This is a genomic window from Micromonospora sp. 15K316, from assembly GCF_004348525.1.
Classification (GTDB): domain Bacteria; phylum Actinomycetota; class Actinomycetes; order Mycobacteriales; family Micromonosporaceae; genus Micromonospora.
Genome location: NZ_SMKG01000005.1, coordinates 61934 through 87614, shown reverse-complemented (window position 1 = coordinate 87614; position 25681 = coordinate 61934). Strand labels below are relative to the sequence as shown.

Annotated in this window: 20 protein-coding genes and 1 pseudogene; 11 read left to right on the top strand and 10 right to left on the bottom strand. The window is 72.0% G+C overall.

The window, feature by feature from the left end; translation table 11 throughout:
- Positions 1-289: 289 nt before the first annotated feature.
- Positions 290-1831: a hypothetical protein gene (locus E1211_RS02850; protein ID WP_132345056.1), complete on the top strand. Its 1542-nt coding sequence runs from the start codon at positions 290-292 to the stop codon at positions 1829-1831.
- A 202-nt stretch (positions 1832-2033) separates the two neighbouring features.
- Here the strand turns inward: E1211_RS02850 and rplI are convergent, their stop codons facing one another.
- The 4 genes from rplI to rpsF all read right to left on the bottom strand — a co-directional run bounded on the left by rplI (position 2034) and on the right by rpsF (position 3683).
- Entirely contained in the window at positions 2034-2480 is a 447-nt protein-coding gene (gene rplI, locus E1211_RS02845) for a 50S ribosomal protein L9 (protein ID WP_132345054.1), read from the bottom strand.
- Positions 2481-2494: 14 nt separating this feature from the next.
- On the bottom strand, positions 2495-2734 hold the full coding sequence (rpsR, locus tag E1211_RS02840) for a 30S ribosomal protein S18 (protein ID WP_013289355.1): 240 nt from the start codon (positions 2732-2734) through the stop codon (positions 2495-2497).
- 41 nt (positions 2735-2775) lie between these two features.
- Positions 2776-3312: a single-stranded DNA-binding protein gene (locus E1211_RS02835; RefSeq protein WP_187398745.1), complete on the bottom strand. Its 537-nt coding sequence runs from the start codon at positions 3310-3312 to the stop codon at positions 2776-2778.
- 80 nt (positions 3313-3392) lie between these two features.
- A complete protein-coding gene (rpsF, locus tag E1211_RS02830; RefSeq protein ID WP_076468436.1) occupies positions 3393-3683 on the bottom strand; it encodes a 30S ribosomal protein S6 in 291 nt (96 codons plus the stop codon).
- 731 nt (positions 3684-4414) lie between these two features.
- Here rpsF and E1211_RS02825 point away from each other — a divergent pair.
- Together E1211_RS02825 and E1211_RS02820 are read left to right on the top strand one after the other, a co-directional pair.
- Positions 4415-5206 carry a deoxyribonuclease IV gene (locus E1211_RS02825; RefSeq protein ID WP_132345052.1) on the top strand — a complete coding sequence of 264 codons (792 nt, stop codon included), beginning with the start codon at positions 4415-4417 and terminating at the stop codon, positions 5204-5206.
- Positions 5207-5376: 170 nt separating this feature from the next.
- Positions 5377-7518: pseudogene (locus E1211_RS02820) on the top strand (hypothetical protein); the annotation flags it as partial.
- A 364-nt stretch (positions 7519-7882) separates the two neighbouring features.
- On the opposite strand, the gene E1211_RS02815 reads toward E1211_RS02820, so the two are convergent.
- From E1211_RS02815 to E1211_RS02805, 3 genes are all read right to left on the bottom strand, one after another.
- Positions 7883-9373 carry a glycosyltransferase family 87 protein gene (locus E1211_RS02815; RefSeq protein ID WP_132345050.1) on the bottom strand — a complete coding sequence of 497 codons (1491 nt, stop codon included), beginning with the start codon at positions 9371-9373 and terminating at the stop codon, positions 7883-7885.
- 191 nt (positions 9374-9564) lie between these two features.
- Positions 9565-12441: a transglycosylase domain-containing protein gene (locus tag E1211_RS02810; protein WP_132345048.1), complete on the bottom strand. Its 2877-nt coding sequence runs from the start codon at positions 12439-12441 to the stop codon at positions 9565-9567.
- Between the two features lie 196 nt (positions 12442-12637).
- Positions 12638-13084: a DUF5318 domain-containing protein gene (locus tag E1211_RS02805; RefSeq protein WP_132345046.1), complete on the bottom strand. Its 447-nt coding sequence runs from the start codon at positions 13082-13084 to the stop codon at positions 12638-12640.
- 173 nt (positions 13085-13257) lie between these two features.
- On the opposite strand from E1211_RS02805, the gene E1211_RS02800 reads away from it, so the two are divergent.
- Together E1211_RS02800 and E1211_RS02795 are read left to right on the top strand one after the other, a co-directional pair.
- Entirely contained in the window at positions 13258-13896 is a 639-nt protein-coding gene (locus tag E1211_RS02800; RefSeq protein WP_132345044.1) for a PadR family transcriptional regulator, read from the top strand.
- 23 nt (positions 13897-13919) lie between these two features.
- Positions 13920-14999, top strand: a complete 1080-nt coding sequence (locus E1211_RS02795) for an inositol-3-phosphate synthase (RefSeq protein WP_132345042.1) — start codon at positions 13920-13922, stop codon at positions 14997-14999.
- Positions 15000-15172: 173 nt separating this feature from the next.
- Here the strand turns inward: E1211_RS02795 and E1211_RS02790 are convergent, their stop codons facing one another.
- Together E1211_RS02790 and E1211_RS02785 are read right to left on the bottom strand one after the other, a co-directional pair.
- On the bottom strand, positions 15173-15652 hold the full coding sequence (locus tag E1211_RS02790) for a methylated-DNA--[protein]-cysteine S-methyltransferase (protein ID WP_132345040.1): 480 nt from the start codon (positions 15650-15652) through the stop codon (positions 15173-15175).
- A gap of 66 nt (positions 15653-15718) precedes the next feature.
- Positions 15719-16123, bottom strand: a complete 405-nt coding sequence (locus E1211_RS02785; RefSeq protein ID WP_132345038.1) for a hypothetical protein — start codon at positions 16121-16123, stop codon at positions 15719-15721.
- Positions 16124-16269: 146 nt separating this feature from the next.
- Between E1211_RS02785 and E1211_RS02780 the strand changes: the two genes are divergently transcribed.
- Positions 16270-16782: a hypothetical protein gene (locus E1211_RS02780; RefSeq protein ID WP_371686117.1), complete on the top strand. Its 513-nt coding sequence runs from the start codon at positions 16270-16272 to the stop codon at positions 16780-16782.
- Positions 16783-16811: 29 nt separating this feature from the next.
- Entirely contained in the window at positions 16812-18308 is a 1497-nt protein-coding gene (locus E1211_RS02775) for a flotillin family protein (protein WP_132345034.1), read from the top strand.
- Positions 18309-18371: 63 nt separating this feature from the next.
- Here E1211_RS02775 and E1211_RS02770 read toward each other — a convergent pair whose 3' ends face one another.
- Positions 18372-19832, bottom strand: a complete 1461-nt coding sequence (locus E1211_RS02770) for a CCA tRNA nucleotidyltransferase (RefSeq protein WP_132345032.1) — start codon at positions 19830-19832, stop codon at positions 18372-18374.
- Between the two features lie 124 nt (positions 19833-19956).
- Here E1211_RS02770 and murJ point away from each other — a divergent pair, with 124 nt between their 5' ends.
- From murJ to E1211_RS02750, 4 genes are all read left to right on the top strand, one after another.
- Positions 19957-21699, top strand: a complete 1743-nt coding sequence (gene murJ / locus E1211_RS02765; protein WP_132345030.1) for a murein biosynthesis integral membrane protein MurJ — start codon at positions 19957-19959, stop codon at positions 21697-21699.
- A 434-nt stretch (positions 21700-22133) separates the two neighbouring features.
- Positions 22134-23732 (top strand): protein kinase family protein, encoded by a 1599-nt coding sequence (locus E1211_RS02760; RefSeq protein ID WP_132345028.1) that lies wholly within the window; start codon positions 22134-22136, stop codon positions 23730-23732.
- 43 nt (positions 23733-23775) lie between these two features.
- Positions 23776-24537: an RNA polymerase sigma factor SigM gene (sigM, locus tag E1211_RS02755; protein WP_132345026.1), complete on the top strand. Its 762-nt coding sequence runs from the start codon at positions 23776-23778 to the stop codon at positions 24535-24537.
- Positions 24534-25595, top strand: a complete 1062-nt coding sequence (locus tag E1211_RS02750; protein ID WP_132345024.1) for a hypothetical protein — start codon at positions 24534-24536, stop codon at positions 25593-25595. The genes sigM and E1211_RS02750 overlap by 4 nt, the downstream gene beginning before the upstream one ends.
- The last annotated feature ends 86 nt before the right edge of the window (positions 25596-25681 follow it).

The window sequence follows — 25681 nt, the reverse complement described above, 5'->3', positions numbered from 1 at the left end:
CAACCATACGGAACCCGAGGTCAGCGACTCAACACCGGCGGTGGACGAGCCTCGGGACAACCTGTGGACGCCGGTGGGCAGAGATGTGCGCAGGGTGTGCACAGGCTGTGGACAAGCGTTGGGGAATTCACCGGGCCACCCGCTGTGAGCTGGGCTTTTGCGATCCCCAGGCTGTGGATGACAAGTTTTCGGTCGGATCGGGCCCTCCTCCGTCCCGTACTATCTCCACCGGACGGCTACACCTGCGCAGCGCCTTGCGCCGACGGTTGAGAAGGGTCACGCTCCGGCCGTGAGTTACCGGGACTGGGGACGCGGGGAGAGCAGCCCGCGCGCGCGTGAGCCGATCGCCTCGTGGGACGACGCCGTCGCGCCCGACCCAGTCGACCCCTACCGTTCCGACGCGCGGTCGCGCACGCCGAGCCGTCGCCGCCCCCGTGACCGAGGGCAGGACGAGCCCGTCGACGCCTACCTGCCGGGCTGGGCTGTCGATTCCGGGATCCGCCGGGCCGACGGCGGCGGGCGGCACGCCGCGCCGGACGACGACGAGGCGCTCCGGCCGAACCCCGGCGGCGGTCGGCGCGCCGCCGACCCGACCGGCGGCTGGCGGGAGGGGTCGTCGACGGCCACCGGCCCGGTGTCGGAACACACCGCGGAGTGGACGTTCGACCGCCCGCAGGAGCAGGGGTACGTGGGCAGCCGGCGGGCCGACCCGGCGGAGGACGCGCCGACCTCCGGCTCGGTCGTGGCGCGCCGACCTCGTCGGTCCTCCGCCGGGCGGCCCCAGGTCATCTGGTCCGGGGGCGAGGAGCCGTCGGAGGAGCCCGCCGCCCCGCCGAAGCGGGAGCGGCCCCCCCGGCGGGCGCGGTGGGCTACGGAGGAGCCCGGACCCGCGGCCGACCCGTGGGAGCGGGCGGACGAGGCCGATCCGACGTACCCGCCGGCGGTGGATCCGTGGGACGCCTCCGGGCCGCACGCCGCGCCGAAGGCCGTCGAGGTGGACCCGTGGGACGCCTCGGGGGTGCACGTCTGGCCGACGGTGGGCGGCGCCGACCGGTGGAACGACACCGGCCAGTGGGAACGGTCGGAGGTCGCCGGCCGCTGGGAGGAGCCCGACCACACCGGCGAGTGGAACCGGGACGCCGACGGGTGGAGCCGGGCGATGCCGCCTCGGTCCCGACCGGCCGCCGTGGGGGAAGCGGGCCGGTCCGGGGAGGACGAGGGTTTCTGGGCGGGGACGCGGCTGGCGGGGGACGATCCGCGCTGGATGGATCCGACGACGTCCGCGCCGCGCTCACCCGCGGTGACGTATCCGACGCCGCGCCCGCGGAGCGCGCCGGGCGCGTACGGGCCGAGCCGGCGGCGCAGCGATCCCATCGGCGCGCCCCGGGGCACGGGCCGTACGCCGACGCGCCGGCGGGTCGATCCGATCGCGTCGTCGGGCACCTGGGCGCGGCGACTCGAGGACGACCTGCTCGACCCGGATCCCGGGGGGACGATCCGGTCGCTGCTCTACACCGCGGCCTGCTACCTGATTCCGGCCGCGCTGGTCCTCGCGTGGCTGCTGACGCTCGACGCGCGGCCACCGGCGGGCTGCGTCACCGACATCACCGGTGGTGGCTGCGACTCCGCCCGGGCCCACGCGCTCGGCTCACTGCTCGCCGGCGCACCCCGTTTCGGGGTGGCGCTGGCGAGCAGCCTCGTGGTCGCGGCTCTGCTGCGCAAGGTCGGTACGACGTGGCGCGCCACGACGATCGCGCTCGCGGCGGCGGTGGTCGGTGGCGGCCTCTCGACGGTCTTGATCAGCGTCGTGACGGGTCAGCCGATCGGCTGACCGGCCGGGCTCGATCCCCAGCGGGGTACGCGCCCGCCGGACCGTGCAGCCGCTCCCGGACTGTCCCGTGTCGCCGCGGCGTTCGTCGCGATGACGGGCCGTGGCCCGCCGGGTACGCGCCCACCGGACCCGCCAACGCTTCGAAAAGGGCCAGGGCCCGCACCGATCGCTCGGTGCGGGCCCTGGCCTGGTGCGTGGCGCTTCAGGACGCGACGACGTTCAGGTTGAACGACGCCGTGACCTCCGGGTGCAGCTTGATCCGCACCGGGTAGGCGCCGGTCGACTTGATGTGGCCGGGCATCTCCAGGCGACGCCGGTCGAGGACCGGGCCACCGGCGGCCTTGACCGCGTCGACGATCTCGGCCGGGGTGACCGAGCCGAAGAGCCGTCCGCCGTCACCGGCACGGGCCTTGAGGCTCACCTTCAGGCCTTCGAGCTGGCCCTTCACCTCGTTGGCGTGGCCGAGGTCGCGGATCTCCCGGGCCGAACGGGCCCGCTTGATCAGGGTGACCTGCTTCTCCGCGCCCTTGGTCCAGGCGATCGCGAAGCCCTGCGGCAGCAGGTAGTTACGGCCGAAGCCGTTCTTCACCTCGACGATGTCGCCAGGGGCACCGAGGCCGGAAACCTCCTGGGTAAGGATGATCTTCATTTCGGCGCCTCCTCTCAGCGGGTGGTGGCCGTGTACGGCAGGAGCGCCATCTCACGGGCGTTCTTGACCGCACGGGCGATCTGCCGCTGCTGCTGCGAGGTCACGCCGGTCACCCGCCGAGCGCGGATCTTGCCGCGGTCGGAGATGAACTTCCGCAGCAGCGCGGTGTCCTTGTAGTCGATGTAGGTGATCCCGTCCTTGTCGAGCGGGTTCACCTTCTTCTTCGGCTTGCGAAGTGCCGCAGCCTTGGCCATTGCTCTTGCTCCTGGTTTGCGATCACGGGCGCTCGGCGCCATTAGAACGGGGGCTCCTCGTCAAAAGATCCGCCGCCCGAACCGGAACGCGAGGGGGCGGGCGCGGCCGAAGCCCAGGGGTCGTCGAAGTTGCCTCCACCGCCACCCTGGCCACCGCCACCACCGCCGCCGAAGCCGCCGCCGCTGCCGCCGGAGCGGGCCATCTTCTGCACCTTCGCCGTGGCGTAGCGCAGCGACGGGCCGATCTCGTCGACCTCGAGCTCGATGACGGTGCGCTTCTCGCCCTCGCGGGTCTCGTAGGACCGCTGCCGCAGCCGGCCCGACACGATCACCCGGGCGCCCCGCTGGAGCGACTCGGCGACGTGCTCGGCGGCCTGGCGCCAGACGGTGCAAGCGAGGAACAGCGGCTCGCCGTCCTTCCACTCGCCGGACGCCCGATCCATGAACCGGGGCGTCGAGGCGACGCGGAACTTGGCGACCGCCGCCCCGGAGGGGGTGAACCGCAACTCGGGGTCATCGGTCAGGTTGCCGATGACCGTGATGGTGGTGTCTCCTGCCATGACCATCTCCTCGCGCACTCATCGTCTCGTCGTACAGGCTCCCAGAGCCGTACGACAGCGTGGATGAGGCTGATCCGGGCGAACCGGGTTGGATGCGCTCAGCGCATTTCCGGCCGGATGACCTTGGTGCGCAGCACGGACTCGTTGAGTCGCAGCTGACGGTCCAGCTCGGCCACCGCCGCAGGCGTCGCCTGCAGGTCGATGACGGCGTAGATGCCCTCGGCCTTCTTGTTGATCTCGTACGCGAGGCGCCGGCGGCCCCACACGTCGGTCTTCTCCACCGAGCCACCCGCGGTCCGGATCACGTTCAGGTACGTGTCGAGCGACGGGGCGACGGTGCGCTCCTCGAGGCTGGGGTCGAGGATCACCATGATCTCGTAATGACGCAAGACGTGCTCACCTCCTGTGGGCTAAGCGGCCACGGTCCTTCCGTGGCAGGAGGTCGTGCGTCGTGGACCGCGCCGGAGTCGGGGGGACCCGCCCGGACGCGGACAACCGGACCAGGATACCCGGTCTGGACGATCATGCCCGGGGTGGCCGTCCGGCGGTCGAGCCCGCGAGTCGTCACCGGCCCGCACCCGGCTCGACGACGGACCGGACCGTGCCGCGAGCGCCCGGCCGGCCACCCGCGCGGTGAGCACCCGAAGCGGACGGCGACGGGGGCCCGCGCCGAGCACCTGGCCGGCAGCGGACCCCCGTCGAAGAGGCCGCGGGACGTCCCGTCCGCATTCCTTGGGTGGGACCTGGGGAGGAACGACCACACCGATGAGGTTGGACCGGAGACGCCCCGCGGAGCTTTATCGTGTTGTTACCTGACGATACAACGGCTCTCGTCACTTGTTGGGGGGATTGGCATAATTTCCCCGAATCTTCCGGTGCCTCCCTCCCTGCGGGGCACACCCTCGCCACGCCGGGCCGCGCGGCGAGGGAGCCCCGGATCAGGGACGACGGACGGTCGCGGTCCCGCTCCGACAGCGGCGACGCCGGCGAGTCAGGCGGCGGGATCACGAACCTCCCTCCCACCTCATCAACGACCGCCGGACGCACGGGTGACGACGTGCGACAGCTACTCGCTCCGCCGTGATTCCACCCGTCGGAGCCTCGACGTAGGCTCGCCTTCATGCGTATCGGAGCCCACGTCGATTCGACCGACCCGCTCGCGGAGGCGTCCGCCCGAGAGGCCGACGCCGTGCAGTTCTTCCTCTCCGACCCCCAGGGATGGAAGGCCCCCAAGTCCCGAGAGGACGCCGAGCAGCTACGCGGCGCCGAGGTCGACGTCTACGTGCACGCGCCGTACGTCATCAACGTGGCGACCCTCAACAACCGGATCCGGATCCCCAGCCGCAAGCTGCTGCTCGCCCACGCCACCGCCGCCGCCACCGTCGGCGCGAAGGGGCTCGTCGTGCACGGCGGGCACGTCAACGCCGGCGACGACCTGGCGGTCGGCTTCGACAACTGGCGCAAGACCTTCGCGTACGCCGCCGACTCGGGCGGGTTCCAGGTGCCGGTGCTGATCGAGAACACGGCCGGCGGCGAGAACGCGTGCGCGCGGCGGCTCGACGCGCTGGCCCGGCTCTGGGACGCCGTCGGCGACTACGAGGTGGGCTTCTGCCTGGACACCTGCCACGCCCACGCCGGCGGTGAAGAGCTGCTGGGCCTGGTCGACCGGGTCAAGGCGATCACCGGGCGGATCGACCTGGTGCACGCCAACAACTCCAAGGGTGGCTTCGGCTCCGGGCAGGACCGGCACGACAACCTCGGGGGTGGCACCATCGACCCCGACCTCGTGGTGGCGGTGATCCGGGCGGCCGGGGCGCCGGTGGTCGTCGAGACCCCCGGCGGGGTGGCCGGCCAGGCGGACGACATCGCCTTCCTTCGTGAGCAGCTCGGGACGGAGCGCCCTGCGGCATGACGACCGGACAGTCGGAGACCGGTGGCGCGCCCGCGCCGACCGGCGACAGCCAACGATCCACCAGCGGCTCGGCGCCGCACCCGGCGGTCGACGACGGGGGGACGAACCGCCGAGCGGACTCAACCGGCAGCGATGACCAGACCGTCGACGGAACCGACCGGGTCGGCGCGATGAGCGTCGGCCTCCCGGAGCCCGCCGTGAGCAACGGCAACGGATCAACCGGCGGAACCGGCAGGGCGGCCGGTGACGAGACCGGCACGAGCGGCGCGGCCGGCGCCGGGACGAGCGGACCGGGCAGCACTGCCGGCGGCGACAGGACGGAAACGGACTCCGGCGCCGGTGGCGGACCGGACGACCAGCCGGCCGGGAAGGTCGCCCTCGTAGGCGCGAAGCAGCAGGCGGGCGCGGACACGGCGGACGCGGGCCAGGAGGCCGACCCGGACCAGAAGGCGAGCGCGGACAAGGCCGGCGCGGGCCAAAAGGCCGACCCGGACCAGAAGGCGAGCGCGGACAAGGCCGGCGGCGAGGCTGAGGAGGCCAAGGACCCGTGGACGGCCTTCGGCCCCGCTCCCGAACCGACCCTGAGTCGCCCCCGCCGGGTGGGCCGCGCGGTCGGCCGGTTCCTGATCCACGAGTGGACCCTGGCGGCGCTCGGGTCGCTCGTCCTCGCGGTGCTGATGACGTGGCCGACGCTGCGCTACCCGCGCTACACGATGCCGCAGGACACCTGGGACCCGAGCCTGCAGGCCTGGCAGATGGCCTGGTCCGGGCACATCCTGCTGGCCAACCCGGCCCAGCTCTGGCAGTCCAACAGCTTCTTCCCGGAACTGTGGAGCTTCGCGTTCTCCGACACGCTCCTCGGCTACGCCCCGGCGGGCATGATCGGTACGGGCCCCGAGGCCGCCGTCCTCCGCTACAACATCATGTTCGTGCTGGCGCACGCGCTCGCCACGTTCGGGGCGTACGCGCTGGCGCGGCAGCTCGGCTCGGGGCGCATGGGCGCGGCGGTGGCCGGGGTGGCCTTCGCGTACGCCCCGTGGCTGCTGTCCCAGGCCGGGCACCTGCACGTGCTCTCCAACGGCGGCATCCCGCTGGCGCTCGCCATGCTGGCCCGTGGGCACGGCTGGTCGCTGCGGCACGGGTACCGGCCCGAGCTGCGGCACGACGGTTGGGTCTACGCCGGTTGGCTCGTGGCTGCCTGGCAACTGAGTCTCGGCTTCGGCATCGGCCTGCCGTTCGCGTACTTCCTCGGTGGTGCGGTGATCGTCGCGGCCATCACCTGGTACGTCCGGCGGACCTGGTTCTGGGCGGTCCGGCGGCCGTTCGGGATCCGGCTGCTCGTCGCCGACCTGGTCGGCGGTGCGCTCTTCGCCGGTGTCGGCGTGCTGATGGCGATCCCCTACTTCAAGGTGACCGAGCTGCACCCCCACGCGGAACGGTCGATCGGCGACATCGGCCTCTTCTCCCCGCCCGCCTCCGGGTTCGTGACCGCGCCGGCCGAGTCGCGGATCTGGGGTGGGCTGCACGAGGGTGCGCGGGCGGCGCTGCCCTGGCACCCGGAGATGACGCTGCTGCCCGGGTTCGTGCTCTACGCCCTGGCCGCGGGCGGACTCTTCTTCTCGGTCTGGAAGCTGCGGCACCGCCTGGCGCTGCTCGCCGGGGTGCTGGTCACGATGGTGCTCGCCATGGGCACCCGCTTCTTCGGCGGCACCTGGACCTACATACCGCTCTTCGAGCACCTGCCCGGCTGGAACGGCCTGCGTACGCCGGGTCGACTGATGCTCTGGGTGACGCTGCTGCTCTGCCTGCTGGCGGCGGGTGCGGTCACGGCCTTCACCGACCGGGTGTACGAGCTCGCCCGGCAGCGGATCCCCTCCTGGCCGGGCCCGTGGTTGCGGCTGGCCGCCGTGCTGCCGTTGCTGCTGGTGGCGGTCGAGGGGCTGAACACCACGCCGCACCCGGTGGCTCCGGTTCAGCCGGCCGCGATGCGCCTGGTCGACGGTCCGATGCTCGTCCTGCCGAGCAACCAGAGCCTCGACCAGCACGTGATGCTCTGGTCCACCACGCACTTCCAGGACGTCGTGAACGGCGGCAGTGGCTTCACCCCCCGCCAGCTGGACGACGTCCGGCGGGTGACCCAGACGTTCCCCGACCAGACCAGCGTCGACTACCTGCGCACGCTGGGCGTACGCAACGTGGTGCTGCTGCGCGACCAGCTCCCCGGCACACCGTGGGAGATGACCGTCGACAGCCCCGTGGACCTCCTCGGCATCACCCGCGAGGAGATGGGCGACGCGGTGGTCTACCGGCTCTTTCCGGAGGAGCCGGGCGCCGCACCCCAGCCGCAACCGACCCAGTCGGACCAGGCCGGACTACCCACCAACCTGCCGACCGGGCTGCCCACGAACCTGCCCACCGGGCTCCCCACGAACCTGCCCACCGGGCTCCCCACGAACCTGCCCACGGGGCTACCGACCGGGCTCCCCACGCAGTGATGGTGCGGTGATCCGGTCGTGGTGACACGGTGCCGGGTGAGGTGAATCTTCCCGCGAGCGCTCGGGATCGTCGCAGAAGACGACAGGCGCGGACGCCGTCGCGTTCGTGCCGGGCGGCCTCTGACGGATGACCCGCCGGGGGTACGCGAGCCGCGCGCCCCCGGCGGCGTCCCGACGCGGGTCAGCCGGCCACCGGTAGCGGTTCGGCCGGCAGCGTGTCGCGCCGCCGCCACCGGTCCAACCACGGGGCGTCGGGGGCTCCGTCGAGCACCCCGCCGTCCGGATCGTCGGCGTAGGTGGCCCGGACCGCGTCACGCTCCGGGCGCAGGATGTCGCGCACGATCAGCCCGCAGAGCACCACCACGGTGACCAGCCGCAGGGTGGCGGCGAAGACGAACACGCCCTCCGGGAAGACCGCCCGCCCGGTGGAGGCACCGAGCAGCTCGCCGTAGAACGCCGCGAAGTAGCAGACCTCGGCGAGCTGCCAGGCCAGGAAGGCTCCCCAGCGGGGCCGGGCGAGCACGGCGAGCGGCAGCAGCCAGAGCACGAACTGCTGGGACCAGACCTTGCTGAAGATCAGGAAGGCGGCGACCACCAGGAACGCGAGCGCGGCCAACCGCGGACGGCGCGGCGCCAACAGGGCCAGCGCGGCGACCCCGAGGCAGGCCAGCCCGAAGAGGGCGTACGAGAGCAGGTTGAGGGTGGGGATGTTGGCGTTCAACCAGTCGAACGGGCCCTGGCCGTCGACCTTCCCGTCGAGGTAGCGGCCGATGTACCAGAGGGTCCCCCAGTCGATGGCCCGGGTGCTGTTCAGCTCGAAGAAGCGGTCCCAGTTCTCCCAGTACGGCACGGCGGCCGGCAGGTTCACCGCGACCGCCGCCACCACGGCGGCGCTGACTGCGCTGAGCGCGGCACGTAGCCGGTTCGCGCGGGCGGCTAGCACCAGGATCGGGCCGAGCAGGAAGAGCGGCCAGAGCTTCGCCGCGCCGGCGAGCCCGAGCAGCGCGCCGGCCAGCACCGGCCTTCGCCTCGCCCAGGCCAGCAGACCGAACGCGGCGAGACCGATCGCGAGCAGGTCCCAGTTCACCGTGGCGGTGAGCAGCAGCGCCGGCGCCAGCGCGAAGAGCGCGGCGTCCCAGGGTCGTCGGCGGCGCAGTGCCAGGATCACCGCGACCGTGGCCACGGCGAGTGCGCCGAGCACCAGCGCGTTGAGGTTGTAGAACCACTGACCCTGGTTGATGCCGGGGTCGTCCTGGCCGAGGGCGTGCACCGGCAGCCCGAGCGCGCCCATGAAGTACCCGGTCAGCACCGGGTACTCGACCGGGTGGTCGCGGTAGGGCACCTTCCCCTCGTTCAGCCCCTCGGCGTAGTAGAGGGCGAGCACGTCGGTGTAGCAGAAGCGGGTGTACTGCACGTTGTTCTGCCAGGCGCCGTCCTGGCACGGGGACTTCTGCACCCAGTGCAGCGCCAGGGTGAGGCAGGCGAGGGCCAGGACGATCCGGGCCGCCGTCCAGAAGCGCCGTTCCCGGCCGGCGGGGCGGTCGAGGGCCACGGCGTGGTCGCCCAGCGGGCCGCCGATAAGCCCGGAGACCCCACGGACGAACCCGTCGGAGCGGGACGGGTGGTCGCTGGTGCCGGCATCGCCGAGGCCGGGCGTCGACTGGGTGCTCATAAGGAGGCATCCTGCCGTATGCCCCACCTGCGCTGTAGTTCATCCGGCGTCGGGACGCCGCTCGCGCGCCCGGCCCGCAGCGCCGCCGCATTCAGGCATCCCCCGGGCAGCCCTCTCGCGTCCGCCTCACGCTTGCTGAAATGCCGCCGGCGGCCGGACAGAGGTCCGGCCGCCGGCGGCGTCAGGTCGGGTCAGAAGCGATCCGGGGGTGTGCTCGGTAGCAGCCCAGCACCGCGGCCGCCACCGCCGGGGAAGAGGGGATTCCCGCCGGGGTTACCCCCACCGGGGTTGCCGCCGCCAGGATTGCCGCCCCCGGGGTTGCCGCCGCCGTTGGGCGGGCAGAGCACACCGAACGGGTCGTTGCACGGCTGGTCCGGCGGGGTCGGCGGCGGTGCCGGCATCTCGCCGTTGCCGGACTCCTTGTCACCGATGTTCGCCGCCGGCGGGAAGTCCAGCTTTTCCTGGCCCTTCAGCGCTTTATTCATGAACCGTTCCCAGATCTCACCGGGCAGACCGCCACCGCTGATCCGGGTGCCGTCCTTCGTCTTCAGCGCCTTGCGGTCCTTCACGTTGCCGACCCAGACCGCCGTGGCGACCTGCGGGGTGTAGCCCACCATCCAGGCGTCGCCGTTCTCCGGGCTGTCCGCCTTCTGCTCCCAGGTACCGGTCTTCTGTGCCGCCTTCCGGCCGTCGGCGAGCTCGTGGTGCGTCCGGGCCGGGTAGTCCTCCAGGACGGAGGTCACGTCGGCCACGACGTCCTTGTCGATCCGCCGCTTCGGATCGAGCTTCTCGCCACTGATCGTCTTCCACTTCCCGTTGTCGTCCTGCTGCTGGACGGAGACGAGGAAGTGCGCCTTGTTGTAGACGCCGCCGTTGGCGAAGGTGGCGATGCCGTTGGCGTGGTCCAGCACGGTGATCGGGTACTGACCGTAGCCGAGCACGTGGAAGAACGGCGACGGCGCGATGTCCTCCGGGTCGGACTTGACCAGATCGTACGGCTTCTGCGGGCTGGTGTCGGTCCGCCACATCGTGGTGATGCCGGCGTCCCGGGCCATCTCGATGACCTTCTCCGGCTTGATGTCCTGGGTGACGTAGTAGAACGGCACGTTGAGCGACATCAGCGTGGACTCCCGCAGGGTGCAGGAGTTCCCGCAGCTCGGGTTGTCGTTGCCCGCGTTGCTGACCTTGAACTCCACGCCCTCGGGCGTGAAGCCCCTACCCTTCCAGCGCGACTGGAGGGACTTGCCCGCCTTGAGCGCCGCCGCCAGCGTGTAGATCTTGAAGCTGGAGCCGGGCGAGTGGCCGCCCGTCACGTTGCCCATGGTGTCGGTGTTCTTGCCGGCGTAGTCGGTGCCGACGCCCGTGTCACCGCCGTAGTAGGCGAGCACCCGGCCGTTCTTCGGGTTGACGGCCACGACCGCGGCCATCAGGTTGGACGGCTGGCCGGCGAGCTCCGAGCCCTTGGTCTTCCGCTGGGCGACCTCGAGCGCGGCCTGCTGCATCTTGGTGTCGATGGAGGTACGGATCCGGTAGCCCCCGGACATCAGCGCCTGCGAGCAGAGCGGCTTGGCGTCCGTCACGGAGGCCTCGTCCTCGACGCAGATCCCCTTCTCCCGCATCTCCTGCCGGACATAGTTGATCACGTTGCCGTACGGGGTGTTGACGCCGAAGTCGACGCCGACGCCACCCTTCTTCGGCGGCTTGAGGGTCTTAGTGGGGTACTCGGTCGGCGCCGGCTCCTTGCCCGGGGCGTTGAGCCAGCCCTCCTCGACCATGCCCTTGATGACGTAGTCCCAGCGGCCCTTGGCGTCGACCTCGTTGATCGCCGGGTCGTAGCCCTTGTGCGTGGCGCTCGGCTCCGGCTGCTTGATCAGTGCCGCCAGCACGGCGCCCTCGGCCGGGGTGACCTTGCTGACCGACTTGCCGAAGTAGGTCTGGGCCGCCGCCTCGATGCCGTACGCGCCCCGGCCGAAGTAGATCACGTTGAGGTAGTGCTCCATGATCTTCTCTTTCGAGAACTGATCGTTGAGCTTGGAGGCGAAGATCGCCTCCTTCACCTTCCGGGCGTACGTGTCGTCCTTCAGGTTGTCGTAGGCGTTGCGCGCGTACTGCTGGGTGATCGTCGAGGCGCCCTGCTTGTCGCCGCCGGTGAAGTTGTTCCACGCGGCGCGGGCGATGCCCTTGTAGTCCACACCGGAGTGCCGGTAGAAGTTCCGGTCCTCGGCCGCGGCCACGGCGTCCTGCACGTACTTCGGGATCTGGTCGATGGTGACCAGGGTGCGGTTCTCCTGGCCCACCTTCGCGATGATCGTCTTGCCGGTGGAGTCGTAGAGGGTGGTCGCCTGCGGCGGGTTCAGCGCCTCGGGCAGCACCACGTTGGTCGAGTAGTAGGTGAACCCCACGACGCCGATGCCGGCGAGCATGATGAGCACCGCGAACCCGGCGATGACGATGTTCATCCGCTTGCGCTTCTTCGCCCGCGCCGCGGCGGCCGAGTCACCCGCGCCGCGGCCGCGCCGCGGGCCGGTGGGCCCGCCCGGGCCGCCCGGGCCACCCGCGCCCGGGACGCTGGCCCGAGCCACCGAGGCCCGGCCGCCGACCGACGCCGACCCCACGCTCGCTCGCCCCGCGGAGGCCGCGCCGACGGCTGCGGCGCCGACGGTGGCACGACCCGCCGGCCCGGCCGGGGAGACCGGAACCGAGGCCCGGCCGGCGCCCGCGCGACCGGACGCACCACCCGGTGCCGGCGAGACCGGAACCGAGGCGCGTCCGGCGCGACCTGTCGAGGCCGAACCAACCGACGCCGAGCCGGCCGAGGCCGAGCCGACGGACGCCGCGCCCGAGGCACCGCCCCGGGGCGAGACGGAGGCCCGCCCGCCCGAGCTCGTGCCGCGTGGCGTCACCGATGCCCGTCCGGGCGAGGCGGGCGCCTCCTGCGCCGACCAGCCGTCGCCGCGCGCGTCCTCACCGGGCCGCCGGTACACGTCGTCCGCTCCCCGCCCGGAGCCTCCGCTCGGATTCGGGATCTGTGCCCGCCCGCGCGAACTGGGATCGCCGTACGAGTTCATTCCTCACACCCTGCCGGTCGCGGTGGGGCACCACTGCGCCACCACCGGGTTGCCGTGAGCTGATTCACGCGTATCCAGGGCACGTACGTGCCGGACGCGTGACGTCGTTACCCGATCAATCGGGCCTATCGGACCATTCACCGTCGTCCACCCCGGCGATCCTGTGCGACGCCGGGACCGGGCGACCGGTGTGGACTCACCGTTGGGCCTCTCGCCTTCGGTGCACCGGGCCGGAGGCGTCGCCACCCACCGCGTCGGTCTCCGACCCGCCCTCGGCCAGGCCGTCCCGGCCGAGCAGGTACTGCTCGACGAGATGGTTCCAGTCACAGCCGAGGCACACCTCCACCACAAACACCTCGAACTCACGTAGCGTCATCGCCAGCACCGGCAGCTCCGCCAGTGTGCGGGCTTGGCCGGCTGACTGCTTGAGTTCGTCGCCGTAAATGTAGTGGACGTGGATGAGGTTCTCGCTCCGGCAGATCGGGCAGCGCTCGTCGGTCGGCTCACCGTGGAACCGAGCTGCGTTCTTGAGGTACGGCGAGGCGTCGCAGACGTCGTACGTGCCGACCCGGCCGGCCAGGAGCTCACGCAGCACCGCTCGCTTCCGGAGCGAGTAGTCGACGACCTGGCGCTGCGTACGCATGCGGAGAAGGGTACGCGCTCCGGCCGACCGAGGCGACCGGGGTCACTATCCGTAGTTGAGGGACCCCGAATTCGGGATTTGCCCTGATCGGGGCGAGCGACTAACGTGCGATGTATCGGTCCGATACATCGCGGCGGTTGTCACTCCGCGCAGGGGGTAAGAGAGGATGGCCCGTGCTCGAGCTCGCCATCCTCGGCCTGCTGCAGGAGTCTCCGATGCACGGCTACGAGCTACGCAAGGAGTTGGCCGCCAAGCTCGGCGCAATCCGGGCAGCGATCAGCTACGGCTCGCTCTACCCGACCCTGCGCCGGTTGCAGGCGGCGGGCTGGATCACCGAGGCTGCGGAGGCGCCCGCCACCACCGAGGAGATTCCCGCGCTGACCAGCCGACGCGGTCGGGTGGTCTACAAAATCACCGCCGAGGGCAAGGAACGCTTCGCCCAGCTCATCGCACAGACGGGGCCCGAGACGTACGACGACACGGGCTTCGGCGTGCACTTCGCGTTCTTCGCCCGGACCGACCAGGCGACCCGCCTACGAATCCTGGAGGGTCGCCGCCGCAAGATCGAGGAGCGTCGCGAGGGTCTTCGTGACGTGCTGGCCCGGGCGGCCGAGCGCCTCGACGCGTACACCCTGGAACTGCAGCGCCACGGACTTGATGCCTGTGAGCGCGAGGTCCGCTGGCTGGAGGAGCTCATCGCCAACGAGCGCTCCGGCCGTGCCCCGACGGTCCCGCGAACCGGGACGGCCGGCGGCCGACGAGAAGAGATCAGCCCGCCCCCGCCTGGAGAGTCCAGGAAAGAGCGGCCGTGATGAAGAAGAAGGAGGCAGACGCTATGGGCTCCGTCCGCGTCGCCATCGTCGGTGTGGGTAACTGCGCCTCGTCCCTCGTGCAGGGCGTCGAGTACTACCGGAACGCCGACCCGAACGACCGCGTCCCGGGTCTCATGCACGTCACCTTCGGCGACTACCACATCTCCGACGTGGAGTTCGTCGCGGCGTTCGACGTGGACGCCAAGAAGGTGGGCATGGACCTCGCGGAGGCGATCGTCGCCAGCGAGAACAACACCATCAAGCTCTGCGACGTGCCGCCGACCGGCGTCACCGTGCAGCGCGGCCCGACGTTCGACGGTCTGGGCGTGTACTACCGCGAGATCGTCCAGGAGTCGGACGCCACCCCGGTCGACGTGGCGCAGGCGCTGCGCGACGCGCAGGTCGACGTCGTGGTCTCCTACCTGCCGGTCGGCTCCGAGCAGGCCGACAAGTTCTACGCCCAGGCCGCGATCGACGCCGGCTGCGCGTTCGTGAACGCCCTGCCGGTCTTCATCGCCTCCGACCCGGAGTGGGCGCAGAAGTTCACCGACGCCGGTCTGCCGATCGTCGGCGACGACATCAAGAGCCAGGTGGGCGCCACCATCGTGCACCGCGCGCTGGCGAAGCTCTTCGAGGACCGCGGTGTCGAGCTGCTGCGCACGTACCAGCTCAACTTCGGCGGCAACATGGACTTCATGAACATGCTGGAGCGCAACCGCCTGGTCTCGAAGAAGATCTCGAAGACCCAGTCGGTGACCTCCCAGATCCCGCACGAGATGCAGAAGAGCGACGTGCACATCGGCCCGTCGGACCACGTGCCGTGGCTGGACGACCGCAAGTGGGCGTACATCCGCCTGGAGGGCCGCTCCTTCGGCGACACCCCCCTGAACGCCGAGCTCAAGCTCGAGGTGTGGGACTCCCCGAACTCGGCCGGCGTCATCATCGACGCGGTCCGGGCCGCGAAGATCGCGCTGGACCGGAAGATCGCCGGCCCGATCCTCTCGGCCTCCTCGTACTTCATGAAGTCCCCGCCGGTGCAGTACGCCGACCACGACGCGCACGCGGCCGTGGAGGCGTTCATCGCCGGTGAGGTCGAGCGCTGACGCGCTGACCGCAGCAACGCAGCGAGGGCCGGGTCCACACGGACCCGGCCCTCGCTGCATCCGGGCCTCCCCGCGACGGCCGGGCCGGAAGAGCCCGGCCTCCGCGGATGCCGGCTCAGTTCGATCCGCCGGCGGTGTGCCGGCACCAGGGCGGTGGTGCCCGCCGCGGCCGGTCAGGACCAGGCGCGTTGCAGCGCGATCCGGGCCTCCAGCTCCAGCAGGTGCACCTTGCGGTCGAGCCCGCCGCCGAAGCCGACCAGTTTCCCGCCGGCGCCGACGATGCGGTGGCACGGCACGATCACCGGGACCGGGTTCCGGTTGCAGGCGACCCCGACGGCCCGGGCCGCGCCGGGGTCGCCGACCCGATGGGCGACCTCGCCGTAGGTCAGCGTCTCGCCGTAGGGGATGCCGACCATCTCCCGCCACACCGCCCGCTCGAAATCGGAGCCGCGCGGGATCCGGATCGGCACGGTGAAGTCGGTGAGCTCCCCGGCGAAGTACGCCCGCAGCTCGGCGACCGCCTGCCGGGCGAGGTCGTGCTCCGGCTCGTCGGCGGCTCCCTCGACCCGCCCGAAGTGCGTCCCGCAGACGTCTGTCGCGTCGGTGGCGACGGAGAACTCCCCGATCGGTGAGTCGAGCACGGTCCAGCGCATCAGCCCATTCTCCGTGGCCGGACGACAACTTCACCGGGCGGTAGCGCCGAGCGGCCCGCCGCGGCGTCAGAGCAGGTTGATCCCGAGCAGGAGCGCGCCCGCGCACAGGCTGGCGCCGCCGATGACGGTCAGCCAGATCAGTTTGTTGGGTCGGGTGTCCTGCGGGCGTACGACCGAGAGGAAGAAGCCCAGCGGCATCAGGACCGGCGCCGACACCAGCAGCACCCGGATCAGGGTGCGGGTGCCGTCGGAGGCATCAGCCTGGTCGACGTAGGGCAGGACAGCGAGCGCGAAGAGGACCAGCACGCCGGCGTGGGCGTGGCCGGCCGTCCAGAGGCCGCGGCGTACCGGGTTGTCGAGGTATCCGGCCTTGCGGCGGGCGAGGTGCATGAGCAGCGTCAGCCCGCCGTAGGCCACGGTCACGACGGTGATCAGCAGGATTCCGGCGGTGGTCAGGGTTGCCGAGGACATGGGCACCTCCATCTTGTCGCCGTAAAGATTGCCTCGGAGAGAGACATCTTGTCAATGACTAGATATTCGTCCGGCGCTCGTCCGAGCTTCCCGGCGCACAGCGACCGCCGGCCGGCACGTTGCGGGCCGTCGATACCGTGCCCGACGTGGCCACGGGGACGTTGATCTTTCTGATCATCGGCGGCGCGGGTGTCGGTGTGCTGGCGCTCGCCCTGCTCGGCACGGAACTGCTCCACTTCGGCGGCGTCGACGTCGACGGACCGATCTCGGTCGAGAGCGTCGCCGGATTCGCGGGCGCGTTCGGTTTCGGCGCCGCGATCGTCAACGAGCTGGTCGGCGGCCGGACCACCGGCGCGGTCGCCGCTGCCGCGGCCGGCGGCGCCTTCGCCGCGCTCCCCTTCGCCTGGGTCGCGGCCCGGCTGGGCCGGGCCGCCCGACGGATGCCGACCGACGCCACCCCCACCCGGAGTGACCTCGTCGGCTCGGTGGGCCTGGTCGTCTCCCCGGTGCCGCTGAACGGCTACGGCGAGGTCCGGGTACGCCTGGCCGGGCAGCCGGTCAAGCTCAACGCCCGAGCCGACCAGCCCATCCCCGTCGGCGCGCGGATCTTCGTGGTCGAGACGCTCAGCGAGACCAGCGTGCACGTCGAGACGTACTGAACCAACCCCCTCGCAGACAGGACACCTGCATGCCCCTGCTCATCGCCATCGGAGGCGCGGTCCTCCTCGTCGTCGTCCTCGTGCTCTTCGTGCTCTCGCGGATCAAGGTCGCCGGGCCGAACGAGGCGTTCATCGTCACCGGCCGCAAGGGCCGTACCACGCAGACCGCCGACGGCGGCCGGTCGACCGACATGTCCGGGCAGAAGGTGGTGCTCGGTGCGTCGGTCTTCGTCCTGCCGGTGGTGCAGAAGCTCCAGTCGCTCGACCTCTCCAGCCGCCGGATCGACGTCGGCATCAAGGGCGCGGTGAGCAAGCAGGGCATCCGTACCGACCTGCACGGCGTCGCCATCGTCAAGGTCGGCGGGACCGAGGACGCGATCCGCGCCGCCGCCCAGCGCTTCCTGCACCAGCAGGACGAGATCGAGGACTTCACCCGCGAGGTGCTCGCCGGCGCGCTGCGTTCGATCGTCGGGCGGCTCACCGTCGAGGAGGTCATCCGCGACCGGGCCGCGTTCGCCAGCGCGGTGGCCGAGGAGGCCGAGCACTCGATGACCAACCAGGGCCTGGTGCTGGACACCTTCCAGCTCCAGGACATCCTGGCCGAGGGGAGCTACCTGCAGGACCTCGGCCGGCCGGAGGCCGCCCGGGTGCTCAAGGACGCGGCCATCGCCGAGGCCCGGGCCCGCCAGCAGGCGGAGCAGGAGCGGCTCCTCGCCGAGGGGGCGATCGCCGAGGCGAACCGGAACCTGGCCCTCAAGCAGGCCGGCATCCAGGCCGAGATCGACGCGGCGAAGGCGAAGTCCGCGGCCGCCGGGCCGCTCGCCCAGGCGGAACGCGACCAGGCGATCCTCTCCGAGCAGCAGAAGGTGGCCGAGCGCAACGCCGAGCTCAAGCAGCGCCAGCTCGACACGGAGGTGCGCAAGCCGGCCGACGCCGCCCGCTACAAGGTGGAGCAGGAGGCCGAGGCGGCCCGCAACGCGGCGGTGCTGCAGGCCGACGCCCAACGGCAGTCCGTCATCGCCGCCGCGCAGGCCGCCGCCGAGCAGTCCCGGCTCACCGGTGAGGGTGAGCGGGCGCGGCGGGCCGCGCTGGCGGAGGCGAACGCGATCGAGGGCGCCAAGGAGGGTGAGGCGGAGCAGCGACGGCGGTCGGCGATCGCCGAGGCGGTCGAGCGGGAGGGGCAGGCCGAGGCCGCGGCGATCCTCGCCAAGGGTCAGGCGGAGGCGGACGCGATGGCCCGGAAGGCCGAGGCGTTCGCCGCGTACGGCGAGGCCGCCGTGCTCGACCTGCTGGTCAAGGTGCTGCCCCAGGTGGTCGAGGCGGCGAGCGCGCCGATCGGCGCCATCGACAAGATGACTGTCATCTCCACCGACGGCGCGTCGTCGCTGACCAAGTCGGTGGCCGGCAACGTGGCGCAGGGGCTGCAGCTCGGCAGCGACCTCACCGGCATCGACCTGGCCGGGCTCCTCGCCCGGCTCGGCGCGGCCGCCGACAACGGCAAGCCGAAGCCCGCCGTCGAAGCCTGAGCACGATGAGGGGCCCCGGGTCGACGCAGCGGCGTCCGTCTCGGGGCCCTTCCCGTCAGCTCGTCAGGAGACGATGCCCTCGTCGCGGGCCCAGCGGAGCAGCTCCGCCTCCGCGGCGTCCCGGTCCAGCGGACCGCGCTCCAGGCGCAGGTCCTTCAGGTACTTCCAGGCCCGGCCGACCACCGGCCCCGGGGGCACACCGAGCAGCTCCATGATCGCGTTGCCGTCCAGGTCGGGGCGTACCCGGGCCAGGTCCTCCTCCGCCGCGAGCCGGGCGATCCGCTCCTCCAGCGCGTCGTAGTCGGCGGCCAACTGGGCGGCCTTACGGCGGTTACGGGTGGTGCAGTCCGAACGGGTCAGCTTGTGCAGCCGGGGCAGCAGGTCGCCGGCGTCGGTGACGTAGCGGCGCACCGCGGAGTCGGTCCACTCGCCCCGGCCGTACCCGTAGAAACGCAGGTGCAGCGCGACCAGGGCGGTCACCTTCGCGGTGACCTCCTTCGGGTAGCGCAACGCCTTCATCCGCGCCTTGGTCATCCGGGCGCCGACCACCTCGTGGTGATGGAAGCTCACCCGGCTGTCCGGCCCGACCGACTTCGTGGCCGGCTTGCCCACGTCGTGCATCAGCGCGGCCATCCGGAGGATGAAGTCGCAGTCCTCCTCCTCGAAGCCGACGGCGTTGCTGACCACGGTCAGCGTGTGCTCGTAGACGTCCTTGTGCTGGGCGTGCTCGTCGATCTCCAGCTTCAGCCCGGTCAGCTCGGGCAGGAAGCGCTCGGCCAGCCCGGTGTCGACCAGCAGCCGCAGTCCCGTGATCGCGTCGGCGCCGCAGAGCAACTTCGTGAACTCGTCCCGGATCCGCTCGGCGGTGATCCGGTCCAGGTCGGCGGCCATCGCGGTCATCGCCGCGCGGACGTCGGGGTGCACCGCGAAACGCAGCTGCGCGGCGAACCGGGCGGCGCGCAGCATCCGCAGCGGGTCGTCGCGGAACGACTCCTGGGGCGAGGCAGGGGTACGGATCACCTTGGCGGCGAGGTCGTCGAGGCCGCCGTGCGGATCGGTGAACCGGTGCTCGGGCAGGCTCACAGCCATCGCGTTGATGGTGAAGTCCCGCCGCTTCAGGTCCTCGACGAGGCTGGTGCCGTACTCGACCACCGGGTTCCGGCTGACCTGGTCGTACGCCTCGGCCCGGAACGTGGTGATCTCCAGCCGGAGCCCGTCGCGCTGCGCGCCGATGGTGCCGAACTCGCGCCCGGTCTCCCAGATCGCCTCCGCCCAGCCCTTGACGATGCGCAGGGTCTCGTCCGGGTGGGCGTCGGTGCAGAAGTCGAGGTCGTCGCCGAGCCGCCCGAGCAGGGCATCGCGCACGGATCCGCCCACGAGGTGCAACTCATGACCGGCCTGGGCGAACCGGCGACCGAGTTCGTCGGCGACCGGGGAGACGCGGAGAAGTTCGGCGACGGCGTTGCGCTGCGCGGCGGTGAGTTCGCGGCGGTCGGCGGCGTGCGGTGCGGAGGCTTCGGACATGGGATCGCCAGACTATCGGGCCGGGTCTGGATCTCCTGCGGCGGGCGCGGGTAACGGGTTCGCGTTGACTAAGGTCTGTGACGTGCGGGCGGGCGCCCGGCCGAGGTATCCGGGGAGGCTGAAGATGAGCGGCGGGCTCTACCGCAGCGCGAACGCCATGCCGGACGGCGCCATGCCCCCGCCCGACGGGGCGACCTTCATCTCCGCGGAGCCGCTGAACCAACCCGGAGCGGAGTCCGTGGCGCCGCCGCAGGAGGTCGTCGCGGAGACGAGCGCCGCCGCGAACAGCGCCGTGATGGCGATCGGCAGCCTCGTCAGCCGGGGCACCGGGTTCCTGCGCACACTCGTGCTGACCGCCGCGCTCGGCGGCGCGCTCGTCGGTGACGCGTACACCACCGCGCAGATCCTGCCCGGGATGGTCTACGAGTTCCTGCTCGGCGGCATCCTCACCAGCGTCCTGATCCCGGTGCTCGTACGCCGGCGGAAGGCGGACGCCGACGGCGGTCAGGCCTACTCCCAGCGGCTGCTCACCCTCGCGGTGGTCACTCTCGCCGCGGCCGCGCTGGTCGCGGTGGTCGCGGCCCCGTTGCTGACCAGGCTGTACACCAGCGACAACCGTGGCGAGGACTATCAGGACCTGGTCACCTACCTCTCCTACCTGATGCTGCCGATGATCTTCTTCACCGGCCTCAGCGCGCTGGTCAGCGCGGTGCTCAACACCCGGGGGCACTTCGCCGCCCCGATGTGGGCGCCGATCCTGAACAACATCGTGGTGATCGCCACCGCCGGGATCTACATCGCGATCTTCGGCGCGGAGATCGTCCAGCCGGCGGAGATGACCGCCGGTCGGATCATCCTGATCAGCGGCGGCACGCTGCTCGGCGTCGCGGTCCAGGCCGCCGGTCTGCTTCCGGCGCTGCGCAAGGTCGGTTTCCGGTGGAGGCTACGGTTCGACTTCCGCGCGCTCGGCCTCCGCGAGCTGGGCCGCCTCGGCGCTTGGATGTTCTGCTACGTCGCGGTCAGCCAGGTCGGTCTGATCGTGCTCTTCAACCTGTTGAACCGGGCGGGTGACGGCGACGCCGGCGCACTCATCTACAACAACGTCTTCCTGCTGCTGATGATGGCGCACGGCATCATCGCCGTCTCGATCATCACGGCGCTGATGCCCCGGATGAGCGCCGCCGCCGCGGATGGCCGCTACGGCGACGTCGCCGCCGACCTCTCCCGGGGCACCCGGACGGTCTCGGCCGTGCTCGCTCCGATCGCCGTCTGCTACGCGGTGCTCGCCACTCCGCTGGCGGTGGTGCTGTTCCGCTACGGCGCCTTCAGCGAGGAGAGCGCCGCGGACACCGCGCTGGTGCTGCTGCTCGCCGCGCTCGCTCTGGTGCCCTTCGCGATCAGCCAACTCTTCACCTTCGCGTTCTACGCCCTGCCGGACACCCGCACGCCCGCGTTGATCAACATTCCGGTGGTGGCGCTGCGGATCGGCGTGCAGATCGTGCTCTTCGCCGCCTTCGCCGCGCACTTCGCCGCGGCGGGAATGATGGTCGGCAACGCGGTCTCCTACTTGGCGGCGGCGATCGGCTCCGCCTGGCTGCTCCGCCCACGGGTCGGCCGGATCGGGCTCGGCGCAATCATGCGTACCCTCGGCCGGGTCCTCGTCGCCGCGCTCGGCGCGGCGCTGATCGGGTTGCTGGTGGTCAAGCTGCTGCCCGGTGACAGCACGCCGACCCGGCTGGAAGCCATCGTGCAGCTGGTGGTCGGTGGCGCGGTGATCGGCGGGACCTACCTCGGCCTCGCCATGGCGCTGCGGATCGGTGAGATCACCGAGGTGGTGGGGATGGTCCGCCGCCGGCTGGGCCGCTGACCGCACCTTTGTCCGGCGGTCCGTACGGTCTGTGACGGTGGATCACCAGCCTGGGGATGCACCTGTGGATAACTCCGCGATTCACCGGCCAACCACCAGATCGGCCTGTGGATAACCAGCCGTACGGCTGAGCGTGGTCACCCGTACGGGGGGAAAGGCGGGGTGGGCGCGGACCGCCACCCGGTCGGGCCCCTCCGCCGGCCTCTTGCGGTGAACCCGTAGATTGGCCAGTACATGTGCCAGCAACGTGGCTGACAACGGTCGTAACCGGACGATGCGCCCTACCCCCGGCACCCCCGCCGGGTACGGCGGGAAGATGACATGTCGGGGAGGCGGGCAACCCGGGTAAGGTCGCTCTCGACGGGTACGGCAGGCGGCGGCGCACGCGCCGACACCGGTCGGCCGGTTCCTTCGAAGGCAGAGCGGGAAGCCACATGCCCAGCAGCGCGGGTCCATCGATCGACACGATCACCGAGGGAGGACGGGTGACCCAGGTCGGCGAGGGTCAGGACGCGGACGAGAGCGCTCCGCCGGTCATGACCTTCGGTGCTCCCACGGCCGGTGAAATCCTCGCCGAGCGGTACGAGCTGGTCGAGCACATCAACAACGACAGCGCCGGGCGGTTGGTCTGGCGAGGCGTCGACGTCGTGCTGCGCCGCCCCGTCGCGGTCGTGCTGCGCTACCCGGGCGGCGACTCCGCCACCGAGATGCTCCAGGCGGCCGTCGCGGCCAGCCGGGTCATCCACCCCAACCTCGTCGGCGTCTACGACGCGATCGACGAGGATGAGCGGGCGTACGTGGTGCGCGAGTGGGTGGACGGCCGCTCCCTGCGCGAGATGGTCGCCGACGAACCGCTGGACCCGGCCCGGGCGACCGCCATCGGCGCCGCCGTCGCCAGCGCCCTCGCCGCCGTCCACGCCACTGGGATGGTGCACGGGAACGTGCACCCGGGCACCGTCATGATCTCCGACGACGGCCGGGTGGTCCTGGCCGATGCGCGTACCGACGGCGACGACAGCCAGGAGAACGACGTCCGCGCGGTCGGCGGCCTCCTCTACTTCGCGTTGACCGGGCACTGGCCGCACACCGAGGCTCCGCTGCGGGGCGCCACCGCCGGGCACGGGCGGGCCGGCATCGCCGACGCGGTCCGGGACGCCGACGGCGCGCTCGCCGCCCCCCGGCAGGTACGCGCCGGTGTGCCCGCGTACCTGGACGACCTGACCATGGATCTGCTCGACACCGAGATCGCTCCGCCGTCGTCGGATGTGCTCTCGGCCGAGCTGGCCCGGCTCGACGTGCCGGCCGAGGATCAGTTCCTCGACAACAGCGGCCCGCTGCGCTTCGCGGCCGAGGCCGGGGAGGAGCCGTCGCCGCTGGCCGCCGCGGGTGGCCGCAAGGTCGCCATCGGCATCGCCGGGCTGCTGGCGGTCGCCCTGGTCGGGCTCCTCATCGGCATCAGCACCCTGGGCGACGACAAGGACCCGCAGACCAACCCGGTGGCCGCGCCCAGCTCCAGCGCGCCCGCCCAGGCCGACCCGCCGGCCGCGGCTGTCGGTCCGCTGCGCATCGAGGACGTCCGGATCATCGACCCGGACAGCACCAAGCGCGACGAGCTGGACGACGCCGACAAGATCATCGACAGCGACAAGGACAAGGGCTGGCGGACCGACAACTACCCGAACGACAAGTACGGCAACCTCAAGCGCGGCATGGGGGTCTGGCTGGACCTCGGCTCCCCGCACACGGTGAAGTCCGTACAGGTCACCCTCTCCGCCACCGGCGCCACCGCCGCCCTCTACGCCGGTACGACGAACCCGCCGTCCAGCTCGTCCGGAGACAAGCAGGTGCTGCGCGACTACAAGACCCGGATCGGGCAGCCGTTCGAGGAGCACGACGGCACCACGATGGCCTTCGACGGCTTCAACGCCGACCAGAAGTACCAGTACCTCTTCTTCTGGGTCACCCAGCTGCCGGCCGACGACGACGGCGGCTACCGGCTCGGGGTCCAGGAGATCACGGTTCAGGGGTCGTGAGCCGGCCACCGCGCTCCGGGCACCGCCTCCGCCGGACGTGGTGATGGAGGAGCGCGAGACCCGTACGACGACCGCGCCTCCGGCGGGTCCGCCCACTCCGGCTGGGCCCGCCGACCCGTCCGACGACCTGGCGCTGCTGCGCGCGCACGTCGCCGGCGATCGGGACGCCTTCGCCCAGCTCTTCCACCGGCACCGCGATCGTCTCTGGGCGGTGGCGCTGCGGACGATGGGCGACCGCGAGGAGGCCGCCGACGCGCTCCAGGACGCCCTGCTCTCCGCCCACCGGGCCGCGAGCCGATTCCGCGGCGACTCGGCGGTCACCACCTGGCTGCACCGGATCGTGGTGAACGCCTGTCTCGACCGCATCCGCCGGCGGCAGGCCCACCCGACGGTGCCGCTGCCCGACGGCGTACGCACCGACAGCGGCTCCGCCACCGGGGGTGTGGAGCCGGCCGCCCCGACGTACGACCACGACACCGCACTCGTCGTACGGGACGCGCTCGCCGCGCTACCCGCCGAGCAGCGTGCCGCGCTCGTCCTGGTGGACGTGCAGGGGTACCCGGTCGCCGAGGCGGCGACGATCCTCGGCGTGGCCGAGGGGACGGTGAAGAGCCGGTGCTCCCGGGGGCGGGCTCGGCTGGCCGTGTCGCTGGGTCACCTCCGCCCCACGGCGGGCGGCCCGGCGACCCCGGTCGGCGGCGGCTCCGACGTGCCGCCGGTCACGCTGGGGAACCCGCGCCGGGCCGACGGCGTCGGATCGGGGTCGGGGCGATCCCGGCGGGACGCCAAGCAGGAGGACTCGTGACGGTCGGGCGGTTCCGGGAGGTCGACCACGACCTGCTCGCCGACTACCTCGGCGGCGCGCTGGACGGCACGCCGGAGCAGGTGGTGGTCGCGCGGCTGGTCGCCGAGGACGCTGCCTGGGCCGAGGCGTACGCACAGCTGGCGCCGGCCGTGGCGGCCGTCGAGGGGGAGCTGGCGCGCTGGGGGGAGCCGGTGGCCGAGATGCCGCCGGAGGTCGTCGAGCAGATCACCGCGGCGCTCGCCGCGCTGCCTCCGCCGGCCGGCGGGGGCGAAACCGGCTCGGCCGGGGTGGAGGTCGCTGCCACCGACGGCGGCACCGGGTTCGACGCCCGAGCGACGCCCGGTACCCCAACGGAGAAGCAGCCCGGGCCGGACGAGGGTCCAGCCGGAAGCCCACTCGTCCCGGCGCAGGGCGGTCCACGCCGGCCGGCTGCCGGCGTACCGCGATCGGATCGGGGTGCGACCACCGGACCGGGCCGCCGTCGGCGGCGGCTGGTCCGGATGGCGGGGCCGGTGGCGCTCGCCGCGGTAGCCGTGGCGGCCGTCGGTATCGGCGTCGACCGGCTGGCCGGCGGAGGCGACGACGCCCAGACCTCCGGCACCGCGCTGGATGCGCCCGCGAACGCTCCCGAGGCCGCTTCCGCGCCGGTCCGGACCACCGGGCCGGCGACGCACAGCGGTACCGACTACACGCCGCAGAGCCTCGGCTCCTTCTTCGCGTCCAACATCCCGAAGACGCTGGAGGGCAGCCCGCTGCCGACGCACCGGAGTGCGGCCGGCACCACGGGGGACCGGCTGTCGGCGCCCGACGGGAGCGATCGGCTCGCCCGGCTCGCCGATCCGGCCGCGCTCGCCACCTGCCTGCGCGAGATCGCCACCGAGCACCGGGCGGGCCCGCTCGTGGCCGATCTGGTCGACTACGCGGCCTTCCAGGGGGAGCAGGCCCTGGTCGTACGCTTCACCGACGCGGGGGGTGCCCGGTGGGCCTGGGTGAGCGGACCGGAGTGCGGGGTGCCGGGCTCCGGCGCGGACACCCGCTACCGCACGCGGGTAGGGTGAGTTCACGGTCATCCGGGCGTTCGGGCATCCGCGTGACCTGACCCACCGAACGACCGGCGCGGGAATTCCCGGTTCGTACGATGACG